The following is a 17,618-nucleotide window of genomic DNA, read 5'->3' as shown; positions in this document are numbered from 1 at the left end:
GCAGGCGGCGCGGCAAGCGCGCAGGGCAAAACTGTTACAAACCGCCTACAAACTAATACATCACCTCAAACACCGGGGCCCTTCCGCCGTTCTAGGCTGCCTGAAGACTAAACAACAGGCCGCGGCAGCGCCGGCAGGACCATCCCGCCCGAGGATGAAACCGGCGATGCACGCGGCGAGGGAGGGAACATGCTTCGTTGGACACGCCGTGAACTCATGAAGCGTGCGTCGCTGGCAGGAGCCGGCCTTTTCGCCGCGAACCGCGGCTGGGCGCTGAACAGGCTGGAGCCGATCGGCGAAACGCTGACGGAAGAGTATCCCTACCGCGACTGGGAGGATCTCTACCGCAACGAATTCACCTGGGACAAGATCGGCAAGGCGGCCCATTGCATCAACTGCCTCGGTAACTGCGCCTTCGACATCTATGTCAAGGACGGCATCGTCATCCGCGAAGAGCAGCTGGCGAAGTATCCGCAGATCAACTCGGCGATACCGGATGCCAACCCGCGCGGCTGCCAGAAGGGCTCGGTCCATTCCACCTCGATGTACGAGGCTGACCGCCTGCGCTACCCGATGAAGCGCGCCGGCGAGCGTGGCGAGGGCAAGTGGCAGCGGATCAGCTGGGATCAGGCAACCGAGGAGATCGCCGACAAGGTCATCGACATCTACGAGAAATACGGTCCCGGCAAGCTGATGACGCATACCGGCTCGGGCAACCAGTCGATGGTTCGGCTGGCAGCGCCCTACCGCTTCGCCTCGCTGGTCGGCGGCGTGCAGCTCGATATCTTCACCGATGTGGGTGACCTCAATACCGGCGCGCATCTGGCCTATGGCAACGCGCTGGAAAGCTTCACCTCGGACGCCTGGTTCGGCGCCGACTACATCATGATGCTACTGTTCAATCCGAACGTCACGCGTATCCCGGACGCCCATTTCATCTGGGAAGCCAAGTGGAACGGCGCGCGGGTGGTCTCGGTGGCGCCAGATTACAATCCCTCGTCGATTCACGCCGATCTGTGGCTGCCGGTCAAGCAGGGCGCCGATCCGTTCCTGGCCATGTCGATGGTGAACGTCATCATCGAGGGCAAGCTCTACAACGAAGCCTTCATGAAGGAGCAGACCGACCTGCCGATCCTGGTCCGCACCGATACCGGCATGCTGCTACGCGAGGCCGATGTCGAGGAGGACGGCTCGGCCGAGGTGTTCTACCACTGGGATGCAAAGACCGGGAAGCCGGTCAAGGTGAAGGGCTCGATGGGGTCGGAGGACAAGACCCTCAAGCTTGGCGAGGTCGATCCTGCCCTCGAAGGCACCTTCATGGTCGGCGAGATCCCCGTCACCACCGTCTTCGAGATGGTGAAGGCCGAAGCGGCAAAGTTCCCGCCCGAGGAGACCGCCTCGGTCACCGGCGTCGGCGCCAAGGTGGTCCGCGCCGAAGCCGAGACCTTCGCGAAGGCCAAGAAGGCGCTGTTGATGACCGGCTTCAACGTCGGGCGCTATTCGAATGGCATCTACACCAGCTGGGCGCTGACCCTGATGCTGGCGCTGACCGGGCACGGTGGCAAGACCGGCGGCCTCGACACCTCGTGGATCGAGTGGAATCAGCCGAAATGGCTGGAGCTGGCGCTGGCCGACTTCAAGAAGTTCCCGCGGCTGGAGGCGGGCGGTTTGGGCGAGTTCGTTCGCGGCGGGATGATGGAGCAATCCCGGGCGCATTACGACAATGCGAAGCTCAAGGCCCGCACCGGCTTCGACCTCGACGAATTGCAGGAGATGATCGACGAGTCGATCAACGAGGGCTGGATGCCCTACTTCGGTGACATGAAGGGACTGATCTCGATCGCCGACAACAAGTTCCGCCGCAACAAGGGCGCAGAAGCCTACCGCGAGAGGATCCTCGCCGAGGTCGAGGAACTGTTCGTCGACATCAACATCCGCATGGACTCGACCGCGCAATGGGCGGACTACCTTCTGCCGGCGGCGTCCCATTACGAGGCCTGGGACCTGCGCTCCGTCGCCTTCCACCGTTTCGTCAACGTGTTCTCCAGACCCGTGGAGCCGATCGGCGAGGCGAAATCGGACTGGGAGATCATGGAGCTTCTGACCCTGAAGATCCAGGAACGCGCCAAGGCGCGCGGCATCAGCAAGTACCAGGACGGCGACGTCACACGCGACTTCGACACCATCCATGACGACTACACCATGGGCGGCACGCTGATGACCGACTACGATGCCACCAAATGGCTCGTCGAGAATGGCCCCGAGTTCAACGGAGCCACGCTGGAGGAAGGGGTCGAGCGCGGCTTCTTCGTGATGGGCGAGGCCGCGGGGCCAACCCATCCGCTGAAGCCGGACGAGCCTTACCATGCCTTCGTCGGCCAGACCGAGGGCAAGGAGCCTTACAAGACGATGACAGGGCGGATCACGTTCTTCGTCGATCACCCCCGCTTCGTGAAACTGGGCGCCACGGTGCCGACCGCGCGCCACCATGCCGGCAGGGATGCATCGAACTATCCGCTGCAGTTCTTCTCGCCGCATACCCGCTGGGGTATCCATTCGAACTGGCGCAGCAACAAGTTCATGATGCGCCTGCAACGGGGCGAGCCAAATATCTACATCAACCCCAATCTGGCGGCGGCCAAGGGCATCAAGGACGGCGCGCAGGTTCGGGTCTTCAACGAGATCAGCGACTTCTACGCGCAGGCCAAGTTCTATCCCAGCCTGCCCGGCGACACGATCATGATGGAGCATGGCTGGGAACCGCACCAGTTCCCGAACTGGCGCCCGATGAATGCCTGCATGGCGACCCTGCTGCAGCCGCTCGAGCTGGTCGGGGGCTGGGGGCACCTGAATTTCGCGCTCTGGCACTGGAACGCCAACCAGCTTGCACACGAGAACAGCGTCGACATCGAAGCCGTGTGAGCCGGCGACAGGAATTGGGAGACCTCCAATGGTCAAACGTCAACTCAGCATGGTCCTCGACCTGAACAAGTGCATCGGCTGCCAGACCTGCACCTCGGCCTGCAAGCTCATGTGGACCAACCGCAACGGCCGCGAATACATGTACTGGAACAACGTCGAGACGCATCCGGGACAGGGCTATCCGCGAAACTACCAGAATTCGGGGGGCGGCTTCGACGAGGACGGGGCGCTGAAGATCGGCATCACGCCCTCGGCCGAGGACTACGGCATCCCCTGGGAATACAACTACGATCAGGCGCTGATGACCGGGACGGACCCCTGGCTGCGGCCCAACGTCAAGCCCACCTGGGGTGCCAACTGGGACGAGGACGAGGGCCGGGGCGAATATCCCAACAGCTACTATTTCTACCTGCCGCGCCTCTGCAACCACTGCGCCAACCCGGCCTGCCTTGCCGCCTGCTCGCGCAACGCCATCTACAAGCGGCAGGAGGATGGCATCGTCCTGATCGACCAGGAACGCTGCCGCGGTTATCGCTACTGCGTCACCGCCTGCCCCTACAAGAAGGTCTATTTCAACGAGCAGATCTCGAAATCCGAGAAATGCATCTTCTGCTATCCGCGGATCGAGAAGGGCCTGCCGACGGCCTGTGCCAAGCAATGCGTCGGCCGGATCCGCTGGATCGGCTACCGCGACGACGAGGCCGGGCCGATCCACCTTCTGGTCGAGAAATACAAGGTGGCGATCCCGCTGCATCCAGAATTCGGCACCCAGCCGAACGTCTTCTACGTGCCGCCGATGGCACCACCGCGGATCGACAGCGAGGGCGAGCCAACCGAGGAAACCCGGGTGCCGCTGGACTACCTGAAAAGCCTCTTCGGCGAGGCGGTCGTCGGGTCACTGGCGACGCTCAAGACGGAACGCGCCAAGAAGCAGGCCGGCACCGACAGCGAGCTGATGGATACCCTGATCGGCTATCGCCACGCCGAAATGTTCAAGCTGAGCTAGGCGATGTCAGTTCTCACCCGCCCCCCGCTGCCGCATGGCGAAAGCGCCGAAAGGGCGCAGGCCAAGGAGTCGCTCTGGCGCCTCGCCGCCCTGGCCTTCGGCCACCCGATCGAGCCGTTCCAGGACGCGCTCGTGGATGGCAGCTTCCACGCCGCCTTCGATACCGCCTGGACCCAGCTCACCGGCCGACCCTGGCCGCGCGAGGCGCCATCCGAAAGCTTCGCCGCGCTGGAGGCTGGCTACATCGCGGCCTTCGAGCATGGCCCCGGCGGCAAGCGCCTGACCTCTCTTCTGGCTGGCGAGCACGAGGAGATCCTGGGCGGTCTGGCCCGCCCCACCTTCATGCTGAACACCGCCGCCTTCTACCGCCATTTCGGTCTGCAACAGGCCACCGGTGACGAAGGCAAGGTGGACGAGCCCGACCACCTCGCCTGCCTTCTCGAGTTCATGGCCGTCCTCGCCCATCTCGAAGCCCGGGCAATTGCCGAGGCCCGGGACCCCGCCCCGCTGCGCCGGGCGCAGCGGGATTTCCTCGCCCGCTACATCGAGCCGCTGCTGGCGCTGGTCGGCGCCGCGATCCACAGGCCCGCCGGCCGGGTGCTCGATGCCACGCTCGCCCGCCTGATCCGCGACCTGCACGAGCTGGCGCGCGTCCAGATCGCCGAGCTTGAAGCCCGCGTTGGCCCCTACCGCTCGGCCACGGACCGCGAGCAGAGCTCCGTCCCGCAAGCGGCCAACACAAATCTCTGGGGTTAGGAGGAGACCATGCCCGGACTTAGGATTTCCGTGATCGCCGCAGCGCTTCTGGCGGCCCAGCCTCTCGCCGCCCAGAGCTTGAACGAAGGTAATATCAAGCTGATCGAGCCCGGCGACACGGTGCCCGTCACCAAGATCCCCGACAAGATCTTCCTGCGCACCATCAACGATCCCGACGACATCATCTGGATGCGGGTGCCGGAATACCGCGTCGACATGGCGCTGGCGCCGCCGGTCCATCCCTCGGTCGAGATCCGCTACAGCGAAGACTATCCGCAACAGAACCTGGTCTTCCAGCTCGCCCGGACCTCGGACCGCTTCTACGTCCGCCTCCGCTGGGCCGATCCGACCAAGAACATCTCGACCGAGCGCGACAAGTTCCGTGACGGCGCGGCCATCGAGTTCTCGGACAATGACGAGTACACGTCCTACATGATGGGGGACTCTCCGGAAAGCGCGGTCAACATCTGGTATTGGCACCCCGACGACAACCATGTGGAATCGCTCGCCGCCGGCGGCCCGGGCAGCATCACCCGGCTCGATGAGCAGCCCGTCACCGGGGGCAGCGCCTATACCACCGGCTCCAACCCCGACGACAGCGAATGGATCGTGGTGATGTCGCGGCCCCTGAAGGACGAGGGTCAGTATCAGGTCAGCTTCGACCGCGACACGATCCCGGTGGCCTTCGCCATCTGGCAGGGCGCCGACAAGCAGCGCGACGGGCTGAAGCTGGTCTCGGCGGACTGGATCATCGCCGACATGAAGCCCCCGGCGCCGCCGGCGGTGGGGAACTGACATGGCGCATCCGAACCTGAAGCTGCCGGACGAAGAGGGCGAGGACTGCGGCCTCGGCCATGCCTGCGGGTTCTGCCCGCAGGAGCAGACCTGCAAGCTGAACAAGCGCAGCCACAACCAAAAGCTGGTCGAAGCGCGGCTGAGCCATATCGACCAGATCATCCTGGTGCTGGCGAACAAGGGCGGGGTGGGCAAGAGCACCGTCGCCGCCAACCTCGCCGCCGGCCTTGCCGCCCAGGGCTTCCGCACCGGCATGGCGGACGCCGACATCCACGGCCCGAACCAGAGCCGGTTCTTCGGCTTTGCAGGCGCCCATGTCAGGGTCGACAGGCACGGCCTTGAAACCAAGGACTTCTCCGACCCGGCGCTGACCTATCCGGTCAAGGTCGGCTCGCTCGCCTTCCTCCTGCAAAGCGACGAGTCGCCGGTGGTCTGGCGTGACGCCTTCAAGCACGATTTCATCCACCACCTGGTGGGATCCTTCGACTGGGGCCAGCTCGACTTCCTGATCATCGACATGCCGCCCGGCACCGGCAACGAGCTCATCACGCTGACGGACCTCCTCGAAGGCTGCAACACCTCGGCTCTTCTGGTCACCACCCCGCAGGCGGTCGCCCAGATGGACAGCCTCAAAGCCGCCCGTTTCTGCGCCGAACGCGGCCTGCCGGTGATCGGCTGCGTCGAGAACATGGCCGGCGTAACCTGCCCGCATTGCCAGGGCGCCTTTCATATCTTCCCCGATGCGGGCCTTGCTGGCCGTCTCGCCGAGCTCGGGATCGCCAGCCTCGCCCAACTGCCGCTCGACCCGGCGCTTGCCGCCGGCTCCGATCATGGCCGGCCGGTGGTGCTGGACGGCAGCGTCCCTGTCGCCGACGCTTTTGGCCCTGTCATCGATGCCTGCGCGGCGCTCGGCCGGCGCGACTTCGGCGGCACGGTTGCCCGGGGCCTCGACGAGGTCTTCGAGAAGAACCTTGCAGACGAGGAGATGGAGCGCGCCCTTGCCGCGATCGGCGGGCAGGACCGCGAGGTGGTGAGCCGGGAGTTGGCCCGGATGCTGGAGGGCGAGAGCCGCCGTCTGCACAGTGCGGCCGAAGCGGCGGAGGGCAAGCGGTGAGCGAAGCGACGACGATTTCCCGCCGCGGCCTCCTGCGCGGCAAGGCCGCCGCCAGCCCGCCAATCACCGGCTGGCAAGCGCTGGAAGGTGCCCCGACCCAGCCCGGCGACGTTTTCTGGGCGGTCCATTCATGCCCGCACGGCCAGTTCGTCGGCGGCGACGACGGGATCGTCCTGCGCCTCAATGGCGCGGCCTGGAGCCGGACGCAACTGAGCACCCGCACGCCGGTCCACGCCTTCGCCAGCGATGCCGCCGGCCAGCTGGTCGCGGTCGGCTGGATGGGGGCGATCTGGCGTTTCGACGGCACGGACTGGACGCTGGAACGCGGCTGCCTTGAGGGCGCGGACGGCAGATATGCCGCCGATGCCGAAAACACGCCACTCTTCGGCGTCGCCAGCGATGCCGAGGGCCGGTTCTGGGCGGTTGGCGACAACGGCGTCATCCTCAGCGACGTCGGCGAGGGCTGGCTGCCCGAGGACTCGGGCACCTCGTTCCACCTGCGCGCCGTCACCGCGCTGGGCGATGGCCGCGTGCTGGCGGCGGGTGCCAACGGGACCGTGCTGATCCGCGACCGCGACGGCCGCTGGTCGCCGCAATCCTGCCCGGTCGCCACCACGGTCCAGTCGGCGCTGGCGCTGGCGCCGGATCATGTGCTCCTCGCCGGCGGGCGGTATTTCATCGGGGCCGGCGGCTTCCGCGGCGACCTTTTGCGCTGGGATGGCGAGGCGTTCCACAAGCTCGACCCCGGCCCCGGCGCGCCCCGCCTCCGTACCCTGCGCGCGCTGGGCAGCGGCGCTCTGGCGGTGGGCGACCGCGGCTTCAGCGCCGCAATTCGCGGCGATACCGTCACCCCGCTCGCCGCTGCCACCCTGCACGACCTCCTCGGGCTCGATGTCAGCGCCACGGGCGAGGTCCTTGCCGTCGGCGACTTCGCCACGCTCCTCGCCGGTGGTACCAAGGCCACAGCCGCCCCTGTCGTACAAGCCGCACCGGCACCGATCTGGGACAGAATGCAGACCGGCACCGACCGCCAGCTCTGGGGCGTCTGGCAGCACCCCGAAACAGGCGCCGCCTATGCCTGCGGCGAAGAAGGCACCGTCCTCATCCAGAACGGTGCGGGCTGGGAGAGGCTGCCGCCCGCCGGCACCCTTGGCCTGCATGCGCTGGCCGCGGCGGATGACGGCGGGATTCTGGCCGCCGGGCAACTGGGCGAGATCCACCACTTCGACGGCACGCACTGGCGCATGCATTTCGACCTCAAGCTCGACGTCACCATCATGGCGCTGTGGAGCGACGGCGCCGGCACTGTCATCGCCGCGGGGGACGAGGGGCTGATCCTGCGCTGGGACGGGCAGGACTGGACGCGGATGGTCTCGGGCACCCGCTCGGCCCTCTACGGCCTCTGGGGGCTCGACCGCGACCACCTGCTGGCAGTGGGCGACTATGGTCTGGTGCTGCGCTGGAACGGCACCGCCTGGCAGGAATTCAGCTCAGGCACCGAGAATTTCCTCTTCGACGTCTGCGGCACGGCGCTGGACGATATCTTCGTCGTCGGTCTCTCGGGCACGATCTGCCATTTCGACGGGCGAAGCTGGCAGCCGACACCTGCGCGCGCGCGCCACGACCTTCTCGCCATCGACGGCAACGGCGCGACGACCGTCGCGGTCGGCACCGCCGGGTCCGCGATGGTCTTCGACGGCCGCCACTGGCAGGCAGACCGCACGGGCTTCGAGGGCGGCCTGCGCGCCGTCAGCGCCGCCGGGCCGCGTGTCCTGGCGGCGGGCGACCGGGGCACAGTGCTGTGCCGGCGGCAATCCTAGACCCTCAACCTGAAAAGGCACCTTCATGCGCACCGTCCTGATCCTCGCGGCCGTCACCGTCGGCCTCTCTTCGCTCGCCGCCAGCGCCGATGGCGATCCTGCCCAGGGCGAGAAGGTCTTCCGCAAGTGCAAGGCCTGTCACGACATCGGCGAAGGCGCCAAGAACAAGGTCGGCCCCGAGCTGAATGGCGTCGTCGGCGCCCCGATTGCCGGCCGCGATGACGGGTTCGCCTATTCGGACGCACTCAAGGCCAAGGGAGCGGACGGGGCGGTCTGGACCGACGAGAACCTCACCGCCTGGCTGCACAACCCCAAGGAGTTTGCCAAGGGCACCAAGATGACCTTCGCCGGCCTGAAGAAGGACGACGAGATCGCCGACGTGATCGCCTATCTTCAGCAGAATCCCTGACCCGGAGGGCAGGGATGGAGATCGGCTATGTCATGGCGGGATCGGGCGGCGAGACCGATGCCCTGCTGGCCCGCACGGCCCGGACCCTGGCAGCGCGGGGCGCCCGCCTTGCCGGCGCCGTTCAGACCAATACGACCCGTCCCGGGGCAAGCAAGTGCGACATGGACATCCGCATCCTACCGGAAGGCGCGGTGATCCGCATTTCCCAGAACCTCGGTGCGGGCGCCCGCGGTTGCAGGCTGGACATGGCGGCGCTCGAACAGGCGGTCGGGCTGGTCGCGTCCGCGCTTGCGGCTGGCGCCGACCTGCTGATCCTGAACAAGTTCGGCAAGCACGAGGCCGCCGGTCGCGGGTTTCGCCCGGTCATCGCCGAGGCCGTCGCGCGCGGGATCCCGGTCCTGACCGGGCTGAACGCCCTCAACCGGCCTGCCTTCCTGACCTTCACCGGAGGCGCGGGCTGCCGTCTGGGCGCGACCGAGGAGGCTCTCCTTGCCTGGACCTCGCGCGTGGAACGCTCCGCCGGGCGATGTCAGAGCAACTTGGGCTGTGTCGACGCAGTGGGGTAGGTGGCGTCCCTGTATGAAGAAGCATGACGGGGCGGCTGACGGAGGGCCGGCGTATGCCGGGATACCGAGATCAGCGTGGCGGAGCTCCCGTGCGCAACCTCGTGCGCGAAGATCCGCACCCGTCCAAGGCCTTGCGATGCTGGTCAATAACACCATCAGCATTGGCATCGTGCCGGCACCGAGAGCGGCGACGACAGGCTGGGCCGCAAGGTCCACGCACTCTTCTAATGTTGGACGGCGGAGCGCAATGCGGGCGGCCAGCTCCACTTCTACGGTCTGCAGACACTGATCTTCCGCGAGATGGTCGAGGCGGGCGAAGTCTTGATGCGCCGCCGCCTGCGTCGTCCAGCCAGGATTTCAACTGCTCGAGCTGCTTGTGATAGACGGGTGCCGTCGCGTCCCAAGCCAAGGCCGAGTCACGATCGGCCTTCCTGGTCCAGAGCGTGCTGAAACGCACGCCCCCGAAGTCATAGGTGCAGATCATGTCGTCGCGGCGGACACACTCAGGTCCTTGAGATAGGGGGTGGCGCTAAGCAAGCCTTCGATGGACGGATCGTCCCAGACTTCGTGATTGTCGATAGCCGGGAAATATCGGCCATTCACACCCGCCTCGGTCACCGCGCTGTCTGGGGCAGGCTGGCACGACAGCGGCATGTCGTTCATGCGCTGCCAGTAGGGGCGTCCTCCAGGGTTTTGCCTTGATAGCCCCACGATACCATCTCCCAGAGCGACTGATTTCGTTTGGTATCCACCGGCTTCAGATACAGCGCCGGGTGGCACGCTCGCGGTGCCACCCGTTTTCCTGCCTTACTCCACCAGTTCGATTTCGCTGATCCGCCAGCTCTTGTCGAAGAAGGGCTCGAGCGGGCTGTAGAGGCGCAGGCCCACGAACCAGCCTTTCTCCGGATCGGTCTGGATCCAGTTGCCCCGGCCGACGCCCTCCGGCTGGGCGGGGGAGAACCAGATCGTGGTCGAGCCGTCGGCATCGGCTTCCGCCGCGGGCGAGGGGTAGCTCTGGCTGCCCGCCCGCGGATAGCGCTGCGGCGTCGCCAGCATCGAGCGGGTCTGGTTGTCGTAGACCGTCAGCGACCAGAAGTTCGCCTCCGGGATCCCCTTCGGCAGCGTAACCTTGTAGGTCCTGGCCCCGTCGAAGTAGTTCCTGTCAGCATCTCGCGCGGTCAGGAGGTATTGCGAGCCCACCCCGGTCAGCCGCATCGCCATCGCCGGCGTGATCCCGGTAATGCCGTAGAAGAAGGCCGTGCGGGCGTCCATCTGCCGGTAGCCGGTCGGCGGGAACGGCTTCGCGCCTTCCGACGTGATCTCCGGGATTGGTGTCTCGAACTCGTAGCCGCTCTCGAAGAGCATGTTGAACCACGACGAGTCCGGATAATAGAACCAGTCGGGGTCCCGCGGGTTCAGAAAGAGGTTGCGCGACGCGGCATTCGCCACCGCCACGGCGTCCGTCATGATTCCCTTCATGCGCGCGTCCGGCGCGAAGGGCTGCCCCTTGACGATGCCGAGGGCGGCGAGCGGGCCCATCAGCTCGACGTCGAGCGAGGTCGCGGGCTCGTCCTGCACCACCTCGTTCAGCATCTCGAAGTAGCTCCAGTCGTTCGGCGGCAACGTGTTCATCACCTTGCCGCTGCCCTCGTGGAAGACGGTCGCCGGTGGCTCGGCGATCCTTCCGAGCGTGGCGTCACCGGCGAGGAACTCGGCGATCGAAGTGCCGAAACCGCCCGGCTTGTAGGGATAGACCTTCGTGTGCGCCTTGATCATGTCGACGGAAGGCCGCGGGTCACTGCCGTCCTTCAGGAAGGAGCGGCCGAACCAGAGAATCCCGGTGGTCCCGGCATGGGCGACGAAGTAGCCACCCTCCGGAAGCTTGCCTTCGTAGCCCGGCGGCACGATCAGGTACTTGCCGCCGAGACCGCGGTCGGGGCCGGGGTTGCCCATGTCGGTCACCCAGTGGAACCAGGCGTCCTGCACGATGCCGAGGAACTCGGGCGGCGATTCGATCACCACCGGGCCGTCACTGAGGTCGAGCCAGCCCATGACGTAGATCGTGTCGGCGTTCGGGGTGAGGAACAGGGAGTTCGCATCCATCAACTCGGAGAACACCATCACCTCGTTCTCCTTGACGCCGGCCTCCTCCATGCCGCGGCGGAGGGCGCGGATGCTGACCCCGCGCAGGGTGTCCATGAAGGCGCGATAGGCAAAGGTGAAGTCGTGCTGGTCATAAAGCGCCCGAGCCGTCTCGTCGGTCGGAACGCCGTCCCTGAACTCGAATGCACCGCGTGAGGTCTCGACCAGATCAGGAGTGAACACCGACGGCGGGATTTCAGCCTCGCTCTGCGCGTGTAGCGGTGCCGCTAGGGCACAGACCGCCACGACAATGATCGGCCATTGTTTTAGCATAGGGTTCGTTCTCCGGTATCTGCTGTCCGCGCGATAACGGACCGTGCATGGCGGCTTGCAACTCGCCGACGCACAAACAATTCTAAAGAGCCAGCGCCCCCCCCCGAACGGAAGCTCTGACGTCCGCTGCAAGTTTGTGAAGGTGCAGTCCGTGAATGGTCCCGCCACTCATTTTACGCCAGTCGCCGAAAAAACGTTCTCGCGGGGCTTCAGAGCAAGACCTGCGCCGGTCGTCTCCGTCGCGGTGATGGCGGGCATTCCGGCACTCGTTCGACACACGTTTGGCGACAAGGTCCTGAGGCAGGCGAACCGCGCGGCGATGCTCGATATCGAGTCGATCGAAGGCCAGGACTGCTTCATCCCACACGCGACGATGACCGGCTTTCTGGATGAGGTCGAAAGGCGGACGGGCGAGGCCAACCTTGGGCTGCTGATGGCGCCGCATCTCTCGATTGACCGTTATGGCCTCTGGGGCGACTATGTGCTGGCCGCCGAGACACTGCGTGACGCCCTCGCACGGGCGATTTCCACCTTGGGTTATCACAGCCGGGGCGATCGGATGGAGGTCTCGGTCGAAGGAGGCTTGGCGCGAGCAAGCTACATCAACGCTGGCCGGGAAAACCCCGGCTACGCTCACGTTGCCAACGGCACCGCCGGCGTCCTGCTGAACCTGCTTCGAACCTTTCTGCCTGTCGACTGGAAGCCCCTCCTGCTGGAATTGGACATTCCGCGGCCTCGCCGTGCGGCGGCGGTCTTTGAAGACGTCTTTGCCTGCCCGGTCGCATTCGACGCGGCGGCCATCTCCATCAGCTTCGACGCCCGTATGATGGATCGGCCAGCGGTGCGGCGACCGAAGGCGCAACTGATTACGTTCGAGGACCTGGCCCGCGCCCGATTTCAACCTGCGAGCCTCGAGGATTTCCGGGGGGTCGTCCGAGCGCAGATCTGGGCACAGGTCCTGTCGGGCGAAGTCTCGATCGACAGTACGGCCCGGGCGCTCGGCACCAGCGTCCGATCGCTGCAACGCAGTCTTGATCGCGATGGATTGGAGTTCCGCGAAATGGTGAACTCCATCCGTGTCGAGCGCGCCAAGGAGCTCCTGTCTGGAACGAGAGTGTCGATAACGGAAATCTCGACCGAACTCGGCTACTCGGCCCCGGCGAATTTCGCGCGGGCGTTCCGCAAGGCGACCGGTCTGGCTCCGAAAGATTTTCGCCGCAACCTCGAAGGGGTTCTGCAGCGGCGCGACGGCAAATGAGCACATCAGCTTCAGCGCGGCCCGGTCGATCCGATGGCCACACCTTTCAGTCGCAACCGCCCGGTTCCACAACCGCATTCCAGCCGGCAGGAGGCTTGGGCTGATGACATGTCTGACCAAAAATAAATAATATATTACGCTTACTTATATCTCAGAAAGGGCTGGAGGTCAGGCCCGTTCCCTCCGCCATATTCAGACATCGAATCTGTCGGAAGGCCCCGAGTTGGGCCTTTTTTGCTTAAAAGGCATCGGCGAACCTATCTATCCTTCGGAGGCTGGGGACCGACGAGGATTGGGCCTCCATACGGCCCGCTTCTCTCTTCGAGCGCGCCTCGATAGTCACAGAACGGCGAGAAACAACCGCGAAAATACAAGAGGTTGCTGCGTTCGTGGCATCGTCTTTTTCGCGAGAAGATCCGGCAGCGCAGAACGACACGACGGCTCAGGGCGGTCGGGAGAATGGTGCAGTGGCGGCCGGTCCCCAAGCCGTTGCGGGCGCGCGCAAGATCAGCGACCCCAGCGCATACCCTTCCGGAAATCTCGGATGACAAACAGACTTCGTGCCCGTAGCCCGGTGCAATGTCGAACGGGCACTGGACGGATCGGGGAACGATCTGATTGTCGCGCGTTCCTTCGCGATGCTGGCCGACGACATCTCCGGAGCTACCAAGGCCCATTCCTGCCGCCATATCCTCATGGCCCCGACTGGGCAACATGACAACGCCGCTGCGAGGGGCGTATGTGATGAAGCCCTTGAGCGTGCGGCATCGGATGCCGTGGCGCGGTGGCAGCCGATTGCCCGGGATGGCGGTGGCGGTGCTCGGAGACGCCGGCTTGCCAGCGCTTTGCGCTGAGGCCTTCGCGCCGGCCGGGCCGATCAGAAGCGGGACCGAGCACCACGTCGCAACTAGGGCGTGCCTTTCTCCTTTCATATCTCCGCTTCAGGCGTGCATGAGGTCGCTACCATGGCCTGCCAGCGGAAGATCCCTGTTCAATTCGTTACCAGACTGATCTCGCCCGGCCGCCATGTCTGGTCGAACCAGGTCTCCAAGGGGCCGTAGAGGCGCAGGATCATGAACCAGCCCTTGCCGGGGATGGTCTGGACCCAGTTGTTCTCCATGCCGTCTGGCGCCGCTGGCCCGAAGTAGACGTCGACGGACCCGTCGTCGTTGACCTTGACGTCCTTGTTCTGGCTGCTGACGCTCGGGAACCGCTGATCGGTCTGCAGCATCGACCGGGTCTGGGTGTCGTAGACGATGGCCGACCAGAACCGCTTGGCCGGGATGTCCTTCGGCAGATGCAGCCTGTAGGTCTTGCCCCCGTCGAAGGGGTTGCCGTCGGCATCGAGCGCGGTCCAGGGATATTGCGAACCTTCGCCCACCATCTTCTCGGCCATCGCGGGCGTGACGCCGGTGGCGAGGAAGTAGAAGAACGCAGCGCCGTCCAGATTGGCGACGCCCGGCGACACTTCGAACTTGTAGCCGCCGAAGAACGGCTTGCGCCAGTTGCCGTCCGGATAGATGTAACCGTCCCGCTCACGCATCCGGTAGCCGAGGGCGCGGGCCGTCGTCGCCCCCACGTTCGCGGCGTCGGCAAGGATCTTCTTCATCCGCGCGTCCGGCGCGAAGGGCTTGCCCTTCTCGATGCCGAGCGAGGCGAAGAGGCCCAGCGTCGTCGGATCGGACCCGGTCGACGGTTCCTCCTGGATCGCCTCGTTCAGAAGTTCCCAGAACGAGTAGTCCTGCGGCGCGACGAAATTCGACGGCTCGCCCGAGAGGTTCACGTATTTCATCTCCGGAGGGCTGTCCGCCTCGCCGAGGCGATAGATCTTCAGCGTCTCCTTGACCTTCTCCACCCCCGGCTTGGGATCGCCCTCCGCGTTCAGGAAGGACCGGAACGGCATCCAGTTACCATAAGTGGTGGGGCGGACGACGAAATAACCGTCGGGCACGTCGCCGGTATGGCCGGGTGGCAGGAGCAGGTACTTCCCGCCCTTGCCCTTGTCCGCGCCGGTGATGCCCACGTCGGCCACCCAGCGATACCACATGTCATCGATCAGCCCGAGCACGTCCGGCGGGGTCTCGACCACCAGCGGCCCGTCGGTCGTGTCGAGCCAGATGAAGCTGTAGACGACGTTGTCGTTGGCGGTCAGTTCGATGGTCTTTGAATCCACCAGGTCTTCCCAGATCACGTCGGTCGTGTTCAGGGGGCCGTATTCCTTCAGCGTATTCCGCATCGAGACCTGGTTCACGATGGGGATGGCCAGCAGATAGGCCTGAAGCGCCCGCGACCGGTCGAGATTGTCGTAGATCTTGTCGGTCGACCAATCCGTCGGAACGCCGTCCTCCAGCCGCAGCAGGCCGATCGACGTCTCGAGGAGCTCAGGGCTCGCGACGCCTGGGGCTACATCCGTCGTCATCTTGTAGTTTTCGGCCGCTGCGGATGTCACGAGCAGCGCGACAGCCGAGACGGCACCGAGAAATCTAACCTTCATGAGCATAGTCCCAGTCTCCATTTCTTGGGAGCCACGTCCGACGCTAGGCGGGATCGCGCTGGCGGAACATGTGTCAGATCAAGCATTCGAACCGGCGATGCGCATCCGTTGGCAGCGAGCACGCCGGCTGCGGATTTCGAGGCCGGACGGGAGCGTCGCGACAGCGACAGGGTGGAAATCTTCATGGGCAATCTCCCGAGTCTCTTTGGCAGTCTCCGGCCCGAATCCGAAGGCTCGCGCAGAACATACAGCCGTAGGCTTTGCGGCACTTGTTTCTGGGGGACATCCTTTGCAATGCGCGCACGTGCCGCACCTCTCCAGCCTCGGGCCACCGTTCTCGCCCGGTTGCCACCGCTGCTGCGCCCTTGACGCGCGCGTCGGAGGGCAGGGCGATCGACCCGGACGATCGGTCTCCGGGCGCCCATGTGTCCCAAACCGGGATGTTTGCCCGGCTTGACCGCGCCGCGGGAGGCTCCGGTCGGCGCCGCTTCCCGCCCGTTGCCGGCCAGCCGCTCGCCGCGCTCGCTCCGGCTGGGCCGCTCCTGTGGAATGCGTGCAGGGGCTTGGGGGGGCGCCATGGATCAGGACGGTGTCCATCCCGGTTTCCACACGCGACACCCTGCACGCGCCATGACGGGCCCGGTTCCGCGGATCAAGTTTTCCTGAACGGCAATTGGTGATCCGATGGTCACCAGCCTCCGTAACCTGATGGAAGGGCAGCGGACGACCGCCCTTTTCATAAGACCTCGGATTGAAACAAGGGAGAATTGAAATGTTGCGCAAGGTCATGATGGCGACGGCAGCGTCGGTCCTGATGGCGGGCTCGGCCCTCGCTCAGGACGCATCCACCGATATCGTCGATACGGCTGTGGCGGCCGGCGATTTCTCGACGCTGGTTGCCGCCGTTGAGGCGGCCGGGCTGGTGGAGACCCTGAAGGGCGACGGCCCGTTTACTGTCTTTGCGCCGACGGATGAGGCCTTCGCCGCGCTTCCCGAAGGCACGGTCGACACGCTGTTGATGCCCGAGAACAAGGATCAGCTGGTGTCTATCCTGACCTATCACGTTGTCCCGGGGGCGGTCATGTCCTCGGACCTGACCGAGGGCATGAGTGCAGCCACCGTTCAGGGCGCCGATGTCACGTTTTCGCTGGACGGCGGGCCCAAGGTCAATGACGCCAATATCACCGGCCCCGACATCGCGGCGTCGAACGGTGTCATCCACGTCATCGACAAGGTGATCATGCCTCCGGCAAACTGATCGCGGCCGGGCGACCACGGCCAAAGCCCCGGGCATCAAGCCCGGGGCCTTCCGGGCGGGATGCGGCCGGGTTCAGACCGCTTTCTTCCGCGCGGACAGTACGAAGTTCATGCCAACAAGCACCGCGATTCCCAGCACGCACAGGCCGACGATCAACCGATCCCCCGCAACGACATTGGCGGCGATCACCCCGATCAGCGCCCAGACCACCCCGGCGCGATAGGTCCAGACGCGCGGCCGGGCCGCCGCAACCGCGACCGAGACAACCATCACCAGCAATATCAGCAGGATTGCCGCAACGCGCGGCGGCAGGATCCCGTACCCCGTGAGAACCACCGAAACGGCTACACCAGAGGCCGCCGTGAGCCAGCCGGCATAGAGGCCAAGAGACCCCCATTCCCGCCAGCCGCTCCCCACGCGGTACATGGCCAGCACAGCTCCCGCCGCCATGGGCAGGATCATGGCCGTCGCCAGCACCGGAGAATTCATCGCGGCATCGATCCAGAAGACGCCGATGAACAGGCTGAGGCCAAGGGGCCATAGCGTGTGCTTCCATGCCGGCATCGTCGCGGGCCGCCACAGCGCCCAGGCCGCGGAGGCGATCAGGCCGATATAGATCACCCCCCAGATCGAAAACGCCCAGCCCGCAGGCTGGGCGGGCCAGCGGTCGACCTGTACCGGGAAGCTCTCGGGATAGAAGCCACCAAAGCCGTTTGACAGGAACGGTGATACGGCAAAGGCGATCGTCAGCGCCAGAATAGCCAGACGGGCGGATCGGTCATTCATCTCAAGATATCCATTGTCG

At 65.3% G+C, this 17,618-nt stretch carries 14 protein-coding genes; 10 read left to right on the top strand and 4 right to left on the bottom strand.

Annotated elements, in window-relative coordinates; all coding sequences use genetic code 11:
- The first annotated feature begins 189 nt into the window (after nucleotides 1-189).
- Genes ACF66B_RS07515 through ACF66B_RS07480 form a run of 8 tightly spaced genes read left to right on the top strand, consistent with a single transcriptional unit; the run spans nucleotide 190 to nucleotide 9,388 of the window.
- Nucleotides 190-2,922, top strand: a complete 2,733-nt coding sequence (locus ACF66B_RS07515; RefSeq protein WP_111430739.1) for a molybdopterin-dependent oxidoreductase — start codon at nucleotides 190-192, stop codon at nucleotides 2,920-2,922.
- 28 nt (nucleotides 2,923-2,950) lie between these two features.
- The gene (locus ACF66B_RS07510; RefSeq protein WP_111430740.1) at nucleotides 2,951-3,928 is read left to right on the top strand and encodes a 4Fe-4S dicluster domain-containing protein; all 978 of its coding nucleotides are present in this window, start codon (nucleotides 2,951-2,953) and stop codon (nucleotides 3,926-3,928) included.
- A 3-nt stretch (nucleotides 3,929-3,931) separates the two neighbouring features.
- Nucleotides 3,932-4,684, top strand: a complete 753-nt coding sequence (locus ACF66B_RS07505; RefSeq protein ID WP_111430741.1) for a molecular chaperone TorD family protein — start codon at nucleotides 3,932-3,934, stop codon at nucleotides 4,682-4,684.
- 9 nt (nucleotides 4,685-4,693) lie between these two features.
- Nucleotides 4,694-5,479, top strand: a complete 786-nt coding sequence (locus ACF66B_RS07500) for a dimethylsulfide dehydrogenase (RefSeq protein ID WP_111430742.1) — start codon at nucleotides 4,694-4,696, stop codon at nucleotides 5,477-5,479.
- A 1-nt stretch (nucleotide 5,480) separates the two neighbouring features.
- Nucleotides 5,481-6,593, top strand: a complete 1,113-nt coding sequence (locus tag ACF66B_RS07495; protein ID WP_111430743.1) for a P-loop NTPase — start codon at nucleotides 5,481-5,483, stop codon at nucleotides 6,591-6,593.
- Nucleotides 6,590-8,413, top strand: coding sequence for a glycosyl hydrolase (locus ACF66B_RS07490; protein WP_392664523.1), 1,824 nt, complete (start codon nucleotides 6,590-6,592; stop codon nucleotides 8,411-8,413). Before ACF66B_RS07495 ends, ACF66B_RS07490 begins: the two co-directional genes overlap by 4 nt.
- Before the next feature lie 25 nt (nucleotides 8,414-8,438).
- The gene (locus ACF66B_RS07485; RefSeq protein ID WP_111430744.1) at nucleotides 8,439-8,822 is read left to right on the top strand and encodes a cytochrome c family protein; all 384 of its coding nucleotides are present in this window, start codon (nucleotides 8,439-8,441) and stop codon (nucleotides 8,820-8,822) included.
- Between the two features lie 14 nt (nucleotides 8,823-8,836).
- Nucleotides 8,837-9,388: a DUF2478 domain-containing protein gene (locus ACF66B_RS07480; protein WP_111430745.1), complete on the top strand. Its 552-nt coding sequence runs from the start codon at nucleotides 8,837-8,839 to the stop codon at nucleotides 9,386-9,388.
- Nucleotides 9,389-9,868: 480 nt separating this feature from the next.
- Here ACF66B_RS07480 and ACF66B_RS07475 read toward each other — a convergent pair whose 3' ends face one another.
- Entirely contained in the window at nucleotides 9,869-10,051 is a 183-nt protein-coding gene (locus ACF66B_RS07475; protein ID WP_111430746.1) for a hypothetical protein, read from the bottom strand.
- Between the two features lie 144 nt (nucleotides 10,052-10,195).
- Complete coding sequence (locus ACF66B_RS07470; protein WP_111430747.1) at nucleotides 10,196-11,803, bottom strand: DUF1254 domain-containing protein; 1,608 nt, start codon at nucleotides 11,801-11,803, stop codon at nucleotides 10,196-10,198.
- A 151-nt stretch (nucleotides 11,804-11,954) separates the two neighbouring features.
- Between ACF66B_RS07470 and ACF66B_RS07465 the strand changes: the two genes are divergently transcribed.
- Entirely contained in the window at nucleotides 11,955-13,061 is a 1,107-nt protein-coding gene (locus tag ACF66B_RS07465; RefSeq protein WP_162683338.1) for an AraC family transcriptional regulator, read from the top strand.
- A 991-nt stretch (nucleotides 13,062-14,052) separates the two neighbouring features.
- On the opposite strand, the gene ACF66B_RS07460 is transcribed toward ACF66B_RS07465, so the two are convergent.
- Nucleotides 14,053-15,555: a DUF1254 domain-containing protein gene (locus ACF66B_RS07460; protein ID WP_392664519.1), complete on the bottom strand. Its 1,503-nt coding sequence runs from the start codon at nucleotides 15,553-15,555 to the stop codon at nucleotides 14,053-14,055.
- Nucleotides 15,556-16,327: 772 nt separating this feature from the next.
- On the opposite strand from ACF66B_RS07460, the gene ACF66B_RS07455 reads away from it, so the two are divergent.
- The gene (locus ACF66B_RS07455; RefSeq protein WP_111430750.1) at nucleotides 16,328-16,813 is read left to right on the top strand and encodes a fasciclin domain-containing protein; all 486 of its coding nucleotides are present in this window, start codon (nucleotides 16,328-16,330) and stop codon (nucleotides 16,811-16,813) included.
- A 72-nt stretch (nucleotides 16,814-16,885) separates the two neighbouring features.
- Here the strand turns inward: ACF66B_RS07455 and ACF66B_RS07450 are convergent, their stop codons facing one another.
- Nucleotides 16,886-17,599 (bottom strand): hypothetical protein, encoded by a 714-nt coding sequence (locus tag ACF66B_RS07450; protein ID WP_111430751.1) that lies wholly within the window; start codon nucleotides 17,597-17,599, stop codon nucleotides 16,886-16,888.
- Nucleotides 17,600-17,618 lie beyond the last annotated feature (19 nt).

Origin of the sequence: Amaricoccus sp. B4, assembly GCF_043226085.1 — a bacterium.
Lineage (GTDB): Bacteria > Pseudomonadota > Alphaproteobacteria > Rhodobacterales > Rhodobacteraceae > Amaricoccus.
The sequence above is the reverse complement of the archived record's forward strand: the minus strand, read 5'-3'. Positions and strand labels throughout refer to the sequence as shown.

Excerpts from the sequence above, each read along its gene's own strand:
- ACF66B_RS07515 (WP_111430739.1), top strand. The coding sequence starts at position 190 with ATGCTTCGTTGGACACGCCGTGAACTCATGAAGCGTGCGTCGCTGGCA.
- ACF66B_RS07510 (WP_111430740.1), top strand. The coding sequence starts at position 2,951 with ATGGTCAAACGTCAACTCAGCATGGTCCTCGACCTGAACAAGTGCATC.
- ACF66B_RS07505 (WP_111430741.1), top strand. The coding sequence starts at position 3,932 with ATGTCAGTTCTCACCCGCCCCCCGCTGCCGCATGGCGAAAGCGCCGAA.
- ACF66B_RS07500 (WP_111430742.1), top strand. The coding sequence starts at position 4,694 with ATGCCCGGACTTAGGATTTCCGTGATCGCCGCAGCGCTTCTGGCGGCC.
- ACF66B_RS07495 (WP_111430743.1), top strand. The coding sequence starts at position 5,481 with ATGGCGCATCCGAACCTGAAGCTGCCGGACGAAGAGGGCGAGGACTGC.
- ACF66B_RS07485 (WP_111430744.1), top strand. The coding sequence starts at position 8,439 with ATGCGCACCGTCCTGATCCTCGCGGCCGTCACCGTCGGCCTCTCTTCG.
- ACF66B_RS07480 (WP_111430745.1), top strand. The coding sequence starts at position 8,837 with ATGGAGATCGGCTATGTCATGGCGGGATCGGGCGGCGAGACCGATGCC.
- ACF66B_RS07475 (WP_111430746.1), bottom strand. The coding sequence starts at position 10,051 with ATGAACGACATGCCGCTGTCGTGCCAGCCTGCCCCAGACAGCGCGGTG.
- ACF66B_RS07470 (WP_111430747.1), bottom strand. The coding sequence starts at position 11,803 with ATGCTAAAACAATGGCCGATCATTGTCGTGGCGGTCTGTGCCCTAGCG.
- ACF66B_RS07460 (WP_392664519.1), bottom strand. The coding sequence starts at position 15,555 with ATGAAGGTTAGATTTCTCGGTGCCGTCTCGGCTGTCGCGCTGCTCGTG.
- ACF66B_RS07455 (WP_111430750.1), top strand. The coding sequence starts at position 16,328 with ATGTTGCGCAAGGTCATGATGGCGACGGCAGCGTCGGTCCTGATGGCG.
- ACF66B_RS07450 (WP_111430751.1), bottom strand. The coding sequence starts at position 17,599 with ATGAATGACCGATCCGCCCGTCTGGCTATTCTGGCGCTGACGATCGCC.